Genomic DNA, 12,768 nt, shown 5'->3' with positions numbered 1-12,768 from the left:
ATTATGCTGCACCGGGATTATTCATCGCCGAAGGTTGCACTGCTTCTTCTCAAGCGGTCTGGCGGGGAGTGCTGATCATGTCTGATTACGTTCGAATTTTCGACACCACTTTGCGTGATGGGGAACAGAGCCCCGGCTTTTCCATGACCATGAAGGGCAAGCTGCGGATGGCGAAAGCCCTCGCCGCTCTTAAAGTGGACGTTATCGAAGCCGGGTTCGCCGCGGCATCGCCCGGCGACCTTGAGGCTGTTCGCGCCATTGCCGAGGAGACCGAGGGTGCCCGCATCTGTTCGCTGGCCCGTGTCCGTGAGCCCGATATCGATGCCGCCGCCCGCGCGCTGGAGCCAGCGCGCCGCAAACGAGCCCACGTCTTTATCGGCACCTCGCCGCTGCACCGTGAGTTCAAGTTGAAGATGGGCCGTGATGAGATCGTCAAGGCGATCGATCATGGCGTGCGTTATGCTCGGGCCATTTTCGACGACGTGGAATTCTCGGCCGAAGACGCCATGCGGACGGAGAAGGATTTCCTTGCCGAGTGCATGACCGTGGCGGCCGACGCCGGGGCGCAGACGCTGAACGTACCGGATACGGTCGGCTACATAACGCCTGATGAAATCTATGACGTGTTCAGCTATCTGATTGAAAATGCCAAGGTCGGGCCAGAGGTTATCTTCTCCTGCCACTGTCATGATGATCTGGGGCTGGGGGTTGCCAACTCCCTCGCCGCTATTCGCGCGGGCGTGCGCCAGGTTGAGTGCACGATCAACGGCATTGGTGAGCGCGCCGGTAACGCGGCGATGGAAGAGGTCGTCATGGCCCTTCATACGCGTAAGGACTTCTACGGCGTCGAAAGCCTCGTGGACACGACCAAGCTCTACAAGGCCAGCCGCACGCTCGAAGATGTGACCGGTGAGAAAGTTCAGCGCAACAAGGCGATCGTCGGACGCAATGCGTTTGCGCATGAGGCGGGGATTCACCAGCACGGCATGCTGGCGAACCGTGAGACCTATGAGATCATGCGGCCAGAGGATATCGGCGCGCCGAACTCGTCTCTCGTCCTCGGCAAACATTCCGGCAAGCACGCCATGATGGCGCGGCTGGAAGAGCTCGGTCATGATGTGAACCCGGACTATATTCCTTCCATTTTCGAGGCATTCAAACGCCTTGCCGATGAGAAAAAAGAAGTGACGGATGAGGATCTGCGCAGTCTGGTGGCCGGGGCGTCTAACCGCGTGATCGTGGAGACCGAATAATGGCCGGCAAGACCCTGTTTGAAAAAGTCTGGGAGCGGAATGTCATTTCGCCTGAGATGGAGGATCGTCCGGCGATCCTTCATGTCGGCCTGCATCTTGTTCACGAAGTGACCAGCCCGCAGGCGTTCAAGGTGCTTGATGATCGCGGCCTCAAGGTGCGGCGTCCTGATCTGACCCTGGCGACCATGGATCATTCAACGCCAACCACGCCGGTGGCAGCGGATGGCAGTCGTGTCTTCGCAACGGATGCTGCACGCAGCCAGGTGGAGACACTGGAGCGCAATTGTGCGGCGCACGGCATTGAACTGCTGAATTTTGCGGATCAGCGCCGCGGCATCGTGCATATGGTCGGCCCTGAAATGGGCCGTACCCAGCCGGGCATTGTCATTGTCTGCGGCGACAGCCACACCTCCACCCACGGTGCGTTTGGCGCCCTGGCTTTCGGGATCGGCACCACCGAAGTCGGCCACGTCCTCGCAACGCAGTCGCTGTTCCAGCGCCGGCCGAAAACCATGCGCATTCGATTTGAAGGCGATGCGACGCCGGGGGTCAGCGCAAAGGACCTCGCACTGGCCATGATTGCCCAGATCGGCGCGGGCGGTGCGGCGGGTCATGTTATTGAATATTGCGGTCCCGCGATCGAAGCCCTGGAAATGGAAGGGCGCATGACCCTGTGCAACCTGTCTATCGAGGGCGGCGCACGCGCAGGTATGGTCGCGCCTGACGATGTCACGTTCGACTATCTTCGTGGACGAGCTGGTGCACCGGCCGACTTTGATGCCGCCGTCGCTGACTGGAAAACGCTGTATACCGATGATGATGCGGTTTTTGATCGTGAAGTCGTTGTCGACGTGTCGCAGATCGAGCCGATGGTCACCTTTGGTGTGTCGCCGGATGCAGGAACACGGATCAGTCAGATGATCCCGCACGCCCATAATGATGATGACGCTCAAGCGCTTCTCTACATGGGGATGAATCAGGACACACCACTGACGGACGTCAAGGTGGACCGTGTGTTTGTCGGATCGTGTACGAACGGGCGGCTGTCGGATCTCAGGGTCGCCGCTGATGTGCTGCGCGGTCACAAGGTGGCGCCCGGTCTTGTTGCTTTGATCGTACCGGGGTCTGAGCAGGTGAAGAAGGATGCCGAGGCGGAAGGCCTGCACGAGGTGTTCATCGCCGCCGGGGCTGAATGGCGTGAGCCAGGCTGCTCGATGTGCATTGCCATGAATGGCGATCGCGGACAGCCTGGGGAACTCGTCGTATCGACGTCGAACCGCAACTTCAAAGGGCGGCAGGGTGAGGGTGTTCGCACCGTACTCGCGTCACCGGCAACTGCGGCCGCATCCGCCATTGAGGGCCGAATTGCCGACCCTCGTCCCTATCTGACAAAGCCGGAGGCTGCATGAGCAACGAGCCGTTCACGGTCCTCACATCGCGCACGCTGACATTGCCCCAACGTGATATCGATACGGACCAGATTATTCCTGCCCGCTTTCTGACCACGACCAGCAAGGACGGTCTGGGGGAATCCGCCTTTTACGACTGGCGTTTCGACGGTGAAGGTCGGCCAAAGGCTGACAATCCCTTTCGCGCGGTCGACTTCGATCAGCAGAAAATTCTGGTTGCTGGCGATAATTTTGGCTGCGGCTCTTCGCGTGAACACGCGCCGTGGGCGCTGTCTGCGCTGGGCCTGAAGGTCATCGTCAGCACGAGTTTCGGTGATATCTTTCGATCCAACGCGCTGAAGAATGGTGTGCTGACGGTAGAAGTGCCCGCCGATATTCATGCCGAGCTGATGGCATCCCCTGGCCGGGAAATGTCGGTGGACCTCGAAGCTGAGGAGCTCCGCTTTGGCAATCATGTCGTGTCGTTCGCGACCGACCCCTTCGCGCGTCGTTGCATGCTGGAAGGTACCGACCCGCTCGGCATGCTGGTCGCAGTGGTGCCTGAGATCGAAAAATTTGAGAAAAGGACCGGCCGATGAGTTTGAATGTCGTCCTGCTACCTGGTGACGGGATTGGCCCTGAAGTCACCGAGGCTGCCGTCAAGGTTCTCGAGGCCGCCTGCGCGGCTGAAGGCATTGCACTGCATACGGAAAGTCATGATTTTGGCGGTATCGCCATTGATCGACACGGCGATCCGTTGCCTGCCGGGACGCTCGATGCCTGTCTTTCGGCTGATGCCATTTTCCTTGGGGCCGTTGGCGGTCCCAAATGGGATATGACGCCCATTCGCCCTGAACAGGGCCTTCTGCGGATCCGCAAGGAGCTGAATGTCTTTGCCAATCTGCGCCCGCTGAAACTGCTCGACTGCCTGGCAGAGATGTCGCCCCTGAAGTCTGACCGCGTTCGCGGGACAGATATCCTGATTGTCCGTGAGCTGACTGGCGGTCTGTATTTTGGTGATCGGGAAGAAGGTCTTGAGCGCGCCACGGACAGCCTCGTTTATACGGACGCTGAGGTCGAACGGGTGACACGCATCGCCTTTGAAGCGGCAAAAGGCCGGTCCGGTCGCCTGACCTCAGTGGACAAGGCCAACGTGCTTGCCAGCTCTCGCCTGTGGCGGTCGACGGTGAACCGGATTGCCAAAGATTACCCGGAAGTCGCCGTTGACCATGTGCTCGTCGATGCCATGGCCATGCACCTTATTCAACGACCCTCCCGTTTTGACGTTGTCGTGACGGAGAACCTTTTTGGCGACATCCTCTCGGATGAAGCTTCGGTCATCGCCGGGTCAATCGGCCTGTTGGGGTCTGCATCCCTGGGCGAGGGCACACGCGGTCTTTACGAGCCCATCCACGGGTCGGCGCCTGATATTGCCGGCAAGGGCAAGGCGAATCCGATTGGTGCGATCATGTCGATGGCCATGCTATTGCGGTTTTCCGCCGGTGCACCCGATGCCGCCGACCGGATTGAGGCCGCGGCAGAAGCGGTCATCCGAGACCACGTCCGTACATCCGATCTTGGTGGGACATCATCGACCCAACAGGTCGCGGACGCGGTCGTTGAAAAGTTGATGGCGGCCTGAGGCCTGCCATTTTTTTACCAGTTTTTGACTTTAATTCGTCCAGTGTTTGTCGTCCCTTAATGTAGCTTGGAGCCATGCAAGACTTTCACGCCATCCGCCGCCTGCCACCTTACGTCTTTGCTGAAGTCAATCGACAGAAGGCCGAGGCGCGAGCGGTCGGTCGTGACGTGATCGACCTTGGTATGGGCAATCCGGATCTTCCGACCCCGAGCTTTATTGTCGACAAGCTGTGCGAGGCGTCGCGCAATCCCAAGGCTCACGGCTATTCCGCCAGCAAGGGCATTCCCGGCCTGCGCAAGGCCCAAGCTCGTTATTATGAGCGGCGCTTCGGTGTGAAGCTCGATCCTGAGAGCGAAGTGATTGTCACCCTCGGGTCAAAAGAGGGCTTTGCCAATATGGCCAATGCCATCACGGCGCCCGGCGACGTCATTCTGGCGCCGAACCCGTCCTATCCATTGCACGCGTTCGGCTTCATCATGGCCGGCGGTTCCATGCGCGCTTTGCCCTCGGCCGCGACGGAGCAGGTCTTTATCGAAGCTGAAAAAGCCATCAAATATTCAGTGCCCAAACCAATTGCGATGGTCCTGAACTATCCGTCCAACCCGACGGCAGAGATTGCCAGCCTCGATTTCTATCGGGATGCGGTTGCGTTTGCGCGCAAACATGAACTGATCATTCTGTCGGACCTTGCCTATTCCGAAATCTATTTCGACACGGATCCGTCCCCGTCAATCCTTCAGGTCAATGGCGCAAAGGACGTGGCCGTCGAATTTACGACCATGTCGAAAACCTTCTCGATGGCGGGCTGGCGCATGGGGTTCGCCGTGGGCAATCCGCGGCTGATCTCGGCGCTTACGCGGGTGAAGTCCTATCTTGACTATGGTGCGTTCACGCCAATTCAGGTGGCGGCCGCCACGGCGCTCGATCGTGCCGAGGAGGTCGGGGAGACGATGCGCCAGGTGTATCGCAAGCGGCTTGATGTATTGGTCGACAGCTTCCGCATGAACGGTTGGGACATTCCGCGCCCCAAAGCGAGCATGTTCGCCTGGGCCCCCATTCCGTCGGAGTACGGACAGGACAGTCTCGCCTTCACCAAGCATCTCATCGATGTGGGTGATGTCGCCGTCGCGCCGGGCGTTGGTTTCGGTGAGCGCGGGGAAGGCTTTGTCCGCATTGCCTTGGTCGAGAACGAGCAGCGCATTCGCCAGGCCGCCAAGGGCGTCGGTCGTCTCTTGAAGAAAAAGGCGGCCTGACCGGGGTCTCATTCAATGGACTGCGGTGTCCGTACACGGATTTTGGCGGCGGTTGTCCGCCCCGATGCGTCAACCACAGCCAGTCGGTAGAACCCCTCGCCGGGCGGTGTCCATAGCGGTGCGCCTCCGGCGTCTACGGTCACCTCGGTGCCATCGGCATACCATGTGAGCGGCTGTTCGCCCCGTGCGGACAATACAAACCCCTTCCCCGGATGATCGGCCCAGACTTCAGCGTTATCGGGAGGAAACAAGATCATGGGCGCGGTATCGGTCGGCGCGAAGCGCGCAAGGGCCGGTGCGTGCATCACGGGTGGCTGCCTGTCGGTCAGGGGCGCGCGCGTTGGCTGTCCCGTCTGGGCTGTCAGGTCGAACAGATCAAAGAGTGCGGGGAGGGCCGCCTGGCGTCCGGTCACTCCGGATCGCGGGGCGCCATCGGGTCGTCCGGTCCAGACGACAATGGCGTAGCCATTGGCAAGTCCTGCGGCCCAGGCGTCACGGTACCCATAGGACGTGCCCGTCTTATAGGCCACGCGAGGGGAGCCTGCGGTCAGCGCGGCAGGTGGTCGTCCTGGGGGTGCTGGCGCGTTCTGCAGAATACTGATGATCTCGGCGGCGGATTCGGCGGAGACGAGGCGGTGGGCGTCGGTGCCCGCTGCATCACTTTCCAGAAACCGAAGAGGCCTTGCCTCGCCCTCATCACCCAAGGCGGCGTACAGAGCGCCAAGATCCTGTAGGGTCAGCCCAAGCCCGCCCAACGCCACGGCCAGGCCGACATCGACCTCGCTGCTGTTGGGCAGAGTGGGGAGGCTGCCGCCATAACTCAGCATAGAGAGGAACCGGTTCGCGCCGATGCTGTCCAGAATCTGAACGGCCGGCACGTTCAGTGAATGTTGCAGAGCCTGTGCGATGGTCACTTCGCCGCGAAAGGTCCGGTCAAAATTCTCCGGGCGATAATGGGCAAACCGGGCGGGCAGGTCGTTGATCCGCGTTTCTGCATTCGCTAGGCCGTCGTCAAAGGCCATGGCATAGATAAAGGGCTTCAGCGTTGATCCGGGGGAGCGCTTGCGCTGGCTCAGATCAATCCAGCCCCCCGCGCGGTCGCGTCCCGCTGAACCGATCAGCGCACGGACCGCACGTGTATCAATTTCGATGATGATGGCTGCGGCCTGTACCCCGTCACCGCCTTCTGCTGCGAGGCGGGCCATGCGGCGGGCCGCCGCGCGTTGCAACGGCAAATCGATGGTGGTCGTCAGGTCTCGATCAATCGACCGCGCCTTGACGGTCTCGGCCAGATGCCAGGCATCGTTGGGAAAGGCATGGCGTGATCGCGGAACGTCCTCGTCGCTCGCATCCTCAGCACGATCTGGTGCCAGCATGTCGGCGTCCGTCAGCCGGTTGAGGATGCGACCGCGAGCCGACTTCGCTGCGGCCGGGTGACGGTCAGGTCGGCGCGCCTCCGGGGCTTGGGGCAGGGCGATCAGGAGCGCGATCTGGTCAGGAGACAGGGCGCGAGGTTCGCGACCAAACCAGGCCCAGCTGGCGGCTCGCAAGCCCTCAATGTTGCCGCCATAGGGGGTCAGCGTCAGATAGAGCTCAAGGATTTCGTCCTTGTCCAGACGAGCTTCCAGCTGCACTGCGCGGATCATCTCGACAATCTTGGACGGAACAGTTCGTGGCCGGGGTTCCAGCAGCCGTGCCGTCTGCATCGTGATGGTCGAGGCGCCGGACCGGATCTCGCCATATCGCACCCAATCGCGCAGGGCGCGACTGAGGGCCAGGCCGTCCACGCCGTGATGCTGGTAGAATCGTTGGTCCTCAATTTCGATCAGGGCACGAATATAGGCAGGATCAATGTCATCCAGCGTCGCCGCGAGCCGCCAGCGGCCATTGGCGACAGGGAAGGCGCGTAGCGGGTTGCCATAGCGGTCGCTGACGACCGTCGAGACTTCGTGCCCACGCTCGATGGGCGGCGGGAACAGCCGATCAAGCAGGAGGACGCCAGCCACGGTGAGGGCGGCGCCCCCAGCGGCCAGACGCAGCCTTTTGCCGATGCGACGAGCATTGGTCACGGCGCGATTGTCATCGTTCCTGCGGCAGAACGGGCGAAGACGTCCGGCTTGTACATGTCTTCGGCAATGGCGCCGGGGACCGTAAAGCGACCGGCAGTCACCGCCCTCGCCGTGTAGGCGAGGGTGACCGGTGCAGACCGTCCGGTGTCGATTGCCGCAACAAAGCGATCGTCGCGCTTTTCAGCCATGGTGGGCACGGCGATGTCCCCGACAAAACTGAACGCTCCTTCTTTACCGCCATCGCCCGACTGTAGGATTCCCTCGATTTCCAGTCCGGCAGGCAGCAAATCGACGATCATGTACTGGGCGAGTGCGGCGCGCGCTGGCTCCATCCGCAAGGTCACGACCACGCGGTCGCCCTGCGCCAGTTGGGACAGGTCCACGGGTTGGCCTGTCAGTGTCGAGAAGGATTTCCGGATGACCAGATCCTGGCTCGCGGCCTCCGGTGGCGCCTTGGGGCTGCCGCGGGTCAGCAGGGTGACATAGACGGGGTTGTCGGACGTGTTCTTGAACGTCTTCGCGTCGTCCAGTGTCGCGTCATTGAACTGGCGTGAGGTCACGCCCTTGCCCCCATTACCGTAGGTTACGGGGGGCGCGTCGACATCGCCTGCGATGGCACGGGCTGCCAGAATGAGGTGCGCCTTTTCCTGTGTGGTCAACTGGTCTGCAGACAGAATATCTCGCGTCAGGTCAGGGGTCATTTCCTCGACGATGTCAGACAGACCGGCTTCCGCAGCCAGGGCCACAATGCCGGCCCGGTCGCGCAGCGGTGTCTGGTACCAGTCACCCTCATTGCGATAGCCGACCTTCTTCACCGCCGCTTCGAAGGCGCTGCGGGCGCGGCCCTGGTCACCCATGGCCGCCAGGCCTGCGCCGATCTGGGCTAGCGCGAGGGGGCTTTCGATCTTCGTGCGCAGCTCATCGTGCATGTACCGCAGGCGAGAGCGGTCGCCGCGACCATTGCGGGCCAGAACGTAGAGGGCATAGGCGGCGCTTCGATTCTGCATGCGCGCGCTGGTATCCGCCGTCCATTTCGGATTGGCGACCGAGGTCTTGTAGCCATTGCCGCCATAGAACTGTCCGTCTGCGAATGGCTCTAGAGCATCAAGGGCCAGGTCAATTGACGCTGCGGGAACCTCATAGCCGGCCTCTTTTGCACGGGTCAGGAAGTCAGTTGCATAGGCCCCCAGCCACGGCGTGGCGCCGTAATCACCAACCCGCCACAGACCGAAGGCGCCCTCGGCCGACTGTCGTGACAGAAGCGTTTCGATGGTCTTCTGCATTTCGGCGCGCGCATCTTCGGGCCCGTCCTTGCCAGCCAGAGAAGACAATTGTGCGGCATAGACGAGAGGAAACATCCGGCTCGTCAGCTGTTCCGTGCACGCATAAGGATAGGCATAGAGTGAGGCGAACAGCGATGCGGTATCAACCGGTGTGGCCGAGAAGCTGATCTGGACGAGACCTGAACCGGCAACAAAAGGTGACAGCGCGTCACGCGGGACAACGTACTCGGCGCCTGCCGCAAGGCCGCTCTTTGTGACGCGGGTTTCCGGCCAGTGCGCCGAGCGCACTTCGATGGGATATTCGCTGCTCGCCTTGAAACGGTCGGGACCGGTCGCGGAAAGAGCCAGCATCGCAATCCCCTCCGCTGTCGCGGTCAGGGATACAGGCGCATCTTCGCGCTGTCCCTGGTCAAGCGACATGGTCAGTGTGCCTTCATTGACGGTGACAGGACCTTCAGCGGTGATACTGACAGCATAGTCGCCTGCCTTGCCCTCAACATTGTCGAGGGTCGCCGTGGCGAGGGCGGTATCGCCCGGGCTGAGGAAGCGGGGAAGAACCAGCTCTGCAGGCACTGCATCGCGAACCGTCATCGGTTTGGCGCCAGCGCCAAGGCCGCTATCGGACCAGACAACGGTCATCAGGCGCAATTCACCATTGAAGTCGGGGATGTCCAGCTTCACGGTGCCGCGTCCATCTTTGCCCAGTTCGACCGGACCGGAGAAATAAGCCACGGTTTTGGTGGGCACGACGGTCAGGCCCGCGCCGCCAATCTGGTCACCGCCTGACCGGACCGGGGCAGCGGCGCCCTGGTTGGGATCGAGCAATCGTCCGTAATCGTCATACAGGTCGACGCCAAGAGCCTCCTTGCCAAAGAAGTAGTCGACCGGGTCCGGGCTTTCAAAGCCGGTCAGCAGGAGGATGCCTTCGTCAACCGCAGCCAGCGTCGCATAGACGGTTTCATTGCGCGGGCCGGTTTCGGCCCTGATCGGTATGGACAATGTCTGGTTGGGCCGAATGACGTCCTTGGTCTCCAGCGAGACCTCGAAGGTGCGCTCATCGACGTTGACCGGGACATAGGCAACACCGACGGCGCGGCGGGGACGGGGCTGGGTGGCCGAATCCCGCGGCGTGTAGACCGTGACCATGACATAGGCACCGGCGCCCCATGCTTCGGTGACGGGCACGGACAGTTCAGCCCCCTCAGTTCTGATCTCGATGTGCTGCACGTCGATCACGCGATCGGTGGCAATGACCACTTCCGCCAGGCCCGCATAGGGGGGACGAATAGCAAGGCGAGCTTCACCGCCCAACGCGACGCCGTCTTTCGGTCCGGCCACGCGCACTTCGTCGGGGGCCTCAACGCCATCTTCAGCATAGCCGCCCCAGCCGACCCAGAACGCCTGGGATGCGACATCGCCGCTATTGTCAGAGATGATGAGGCGATAGTCGCCCCAGTCCAGGGGGGGTGTTTCCAGATGGGCGGGCGCTGAGCCGTCGAGAGACAGAACGCCGCTTTCGATGGGCACAATGCGTTCAGACCGCCGCCATTGCCAGCTGCCGCCCTCGCTGCGGTACCAGTCATAATCATAGTCGCGGCGCACCAGACGCCATTGCACGTCTGCCGCGTTGAGCTTGCCAAGCGCGCTCATGGCGATGACGTCAAAGCCGACGGGCTTGCGGATATCCGCATTGTCACCGGCGTCAGATTTCAGGCCGTAATAGATGTCGCGCGGCCGATAAGGGACGATGATGTCATCGGCAACAGTTCTCCCGCCGGGCTCTTCCACCTCGATGACGGCACGGACGCGCAGGGGCAGTGTGCTGTCGGCGGCTCGGCGACCAAGGGACAGCGGTATGGAGGCTTCGCCTTTTCCGTCGGCGGCCACAGCAGGAAGCTCGATGAACGCTTCGGAGAACTGCTCATCGTGCAGACCAAACTGATAGCCGGACCAGTCCTTGAAGGGGGACGGGTCGCGTTGCACGCGCGCCGTGCCGTCCACGATCAATCCGGCGCCCGGTGCGCCATAGAGAAAGCGGGCCCGCGCAGAGATCATGCGGGGGTCACCGTTCAGAATTGGCTTTTCGGTATCCGCTGTAAGTGTCAGCTCAACGCGCTGGGGGACAAAATCCTCAACCGAGAAATAGGTGCTGTACACTGTACCCGCGCCATCAATCTCCGCCGCGATACGCCAGCTGCCACGCGCCGCGGTATCGGGAATTTCAAAACTGTGCGCGAAGCCGCCAGCATCGGGCAGGCTGTCAAACCGGCTGCGCTCCAGCGCGAGGCCATTGGGTTGATAGACCACGAGGGCCCCGGCGCGGTCCTGAATGGCCCGGTCGGTGGCGTCCCGCAACAGAAGGCTGGCATGCACCGTCTCACCGGGCCGATAGATACCGCGGTCAAGATAGACATAGCCGTCCACCGGCCCCGGCCGGGACCGACCAGAAACGGGGTGAACGGACAGGTCCACAGGCGCGCGGTCGAGGTCGAGCATGGCAAAATCACCGTTCTCGCCATAGGCCAGAACGAGCCGCGGACGGTTGCCGCCTTCACCGTTCATGAGAGCCGATGAGAACTGCACGCGGCCATCCCGCCCGGATTTCTTGCTGGCCAGGACCTCGTTGGACTGCGCGATCAATTGAACCCGTTGCCCGCCAGATGGGGCGGCGGTCTGCAGCGAGCGAACGGTCAGGTCCAGACCCTGCTCCCCCCGATAGGCGGTGAGGGCCAGGTCCGTCACAATAATCCAGCGTTCGGCGCGGGCTACCGGCTTGCTGCGGCGGCCTTCCTGTTCTTTCGCATCGGCCAGTTCGACATAGTACGCCCCCGGCTCAATAGTGCCGATGACCTCGGCCAGCGGTACGACCGTGGTCACGCTGGCATTGGTAGGGCCCTTCGTCGTCATCTCGCCTTCCCAGACGAGGGCGCCGAACTGGCCCGGCGTATCATCGCCATAGGCGTAGGCGTATTCACCCTCCTCAGCCGTGAAGCCCGACGTCACAGAGCGCATGGCCAGGGCCCGGTCGTTCACCCGCTGAATCCGGATGGCGACATTGTCCACATTGACGGTCTTGATGGCGAGGCCGTCGGCCTCCACCCGGGGAAGGATGACCCCGTCGCCGGCGAAGGCGACCATGGGGGGGCGATCGTCAAAGCTGATGGTCACGATTTCCGGCGTCAGAAGGCTTGCGCCACCCGCCGCCGGAAAACCCTTGCGGAGGGTCAGCTGCGCGGTATCGCCATAGGCCATACCGCCGAGGCACATATGACTGCCGTTAACGTTGAAAGTGACGTTGGTCTCAATATCGACATAGGCGGAGTAGTCTGTTTCCGGGTCGAGGGGGGCGGAAAACGTCAGGCAGATTTCCGGCGTCGCGGCATCGGTGTTGGTGGCGTATCGCAAATAGCGGAACGACGCGTCTTCCATTGGCGTCCCGGCCGACGGGGTGGCCAGATCGGCGACGTCAGGTGTCGATAAAGACGACTCCAGCGGGACGGTTTCGATGCGCTCTGATGACTTGTCCGAGCACCCGGCGATACCGCCAAAAAGGCCAAGCGCCAGAAGCGCGCTGTGAACAAGCCCTACCCGAGAAGATGCCAAAGTCATACCGTTTCCCTCCAGAACCGCACATTATCCATGACGCTCAAAATGGCGAAAGTACAGCGACGAGGCGTCCAAAATGCCCAAAATGCGGTGCGAAGACCGCCGGCGCAAATAATTGGCGATTTGGCTGACGCGATTAACACCAGAGATAGAAATCAATAGGATAATACAATCCAAGATTGTTCTTTGTAACCAACGCCACCGGATCATCGCTCATGATGTTGTCGCTGAGTTCTTCTCTGAGATCGTGCCACCGCGCCACACATCGCGGCAA

General features: G+C 61.6%; 7 protein-coding genes. 5 read left to right on the top strand and 2 right to left on the bottom strand.

Features of this window, described 5'->3' with window-relative positions; translation table 11 throughout:
* Nucleotides 1-77 precede the first annotated feature (77 nt).
* The 5 genes from RUI03_RS13250 (at nucleotide 78) to RUI03_RS13230 (ending at nucleotide 5,536) form a co-directional block, all read left to right on the top strand.
* Nucleotides 78-1,253 (top strand): 2-isopropylmalate synthase, encoded by a 1,176-nt coding sequence (locus tag RUI03_RS13250; RefSeq protein WP_317287941.1) that lies wholly within the window; start codon nucleotides 78-80, stop codon nucleotides 1,251-1,253.
* Nucleotides 1,253-2,662 (top strand): 3-isopropylmalate dehydratase large subunit, encoded by a 1,410-nt coding sequence (leuC, locus tag RUI03_RS13245; protein WP_317287940.1) that lies wholly within the window; start codon nucleotides 1,253-1,255, stop codon nucleotides 2,660-2,662. The genes RUI03_RS13250 and leuC overlap by 1 nt, the downstream gene beginning before the upstream one ends.
* On the top strand, nucleotides 2,659-3,240 hold the full coding sequence (gene leuD, locus RUI03_RS13240; RefSeq protein WP_317287939.1) for a 3-isopropylmalate dehydratase small subunit: 582 nt from the start codon (nucleotides 2,659-2,661) through the stop codon (nucleotides 3,238-3,240). The genes leuC and leuD overlap by 4 nt, the downstream gene beginning before the upstream one ends.
* Nucleotides 3,237-4,283, top strand: a complete 1,047-nt coding sequence (leuB, locus tag RUI03_RS13235) for a 3-isopropylmalate dehydrogenase (protein WP_317287938.1) — start codon at nucleotides 3,237-3,239, stop codon at nucleotides 4,281-4,283. The genes leuD and leuB overlap by 4 nt, the downstream gene beginning before the upstream one ends.
* 74 nt (nucleotides 4,284-4,357) lie before the next feature.
* Nucleotides 4,358-5,536 (top strand): LL-diaminopimelate aminotransferase, encoded by a 1,179-nt coding sequence (locus RUI03_RS13230; protein ID WP_317287937.1) that lies wholly within the window; start codon nucleotides 4,358-4,360, stop codon nucleotides 5,534-5,536.
* A gap of 8 nt (nucleotides 5,537-5,544) precedes the next feature.
* Here RUI03_RS13230 and pbpC read toward each other — a convergent pair whose 3' ends face one another.
* Both pbpC and RUI03_RS13220 read right to left on the bottom strand, forming a co-directional pair.
* Nucleotides 5,545-7,605, bottom strand: a complete 2,061-nt coding sequence (gene pbpC, locus RUI03_RS13225) for a penicillin-binding protein 1C (RefSeq protein WP_317287936.1) — start codon at nucleotides 7,603-7,605, stop codon at nucleotides 5,545-5,547.
* On the bottom strand, nucleotides 7,602-12,497 hold the full coding sequence (locus tag RUI03_RS13220) for an alpha-2-macroglobulin (RefSeq protein WP_317287935.1): 4,896 nt from the start codon (nucleotides 12,495-12,497) through the stop codon (nucleotides 7,602-7,604). Before RUI03_RS13220 ends, pbpC begins: the two co-directional genes overlap by 4 nt.
* Nucleotides 12,498-12,768: the final 271 nt, after the last annotated feature.

The sequence above is a fragment of the Parvularcula sp. LCG005 genome (genome assembly GCF_032930845.1).
Lineage (GTDB): Bacteria > Pseudomonadota > Alphaproteobacteria > Caulobacterales > Parvularculaceae > Parvularcula.
The sequence above is the reverse complement of the archived record's forward strand: the minus strand, read 5'-3'. Positions and strand labels throughout refer to the sequence as shown.

Excerpts from the sequence above, each read along its gene's own strand:
- leuB (WP_317287938.1), top strand. The coding sequence starts at position 3,237 with ATGAGTTTGAATGTCGTCCTGCTACCTGGTGACGGGATTGGCCCTGAA.
- RUI03_RS13250 (WP_317287941.1), top strand. The coding sequence starts at position 78 with ATGTCTGATTACGTTCGAATTTTCGACACCACTTTGCGTGATGGGGAA.
- leuC (WP_317287940.1), top strand. The coding sequence starts at position 1,253 with ATGGCCGGCAAGACCCTGTTTGAAAAAGTCTGGGAGCGGAATGTCATT.
- leuD (WP_317287939.1), top strand. The coding sequence starts at position 2,659 with ATGAGCAACGAGCCGTTCACGGTCCTCACATCGCGCACGCTGACATTG.
- RUI03_RS13230 (WP_317287937.1), top strand. The coding sequence starts at position 4,358 with ATGCAAGACTTTCACGCCATCCGCCGCCTGCCACCTTACGTCTTTGCT.
- RUI03_RS13220 (WP_317287935.1), bottom strand. The coding sequence starts at position 12,497 with ATGACTTTGGCATCTTCTCGGGTAGGGCTTGTTCACAGCGCGCTTCTG.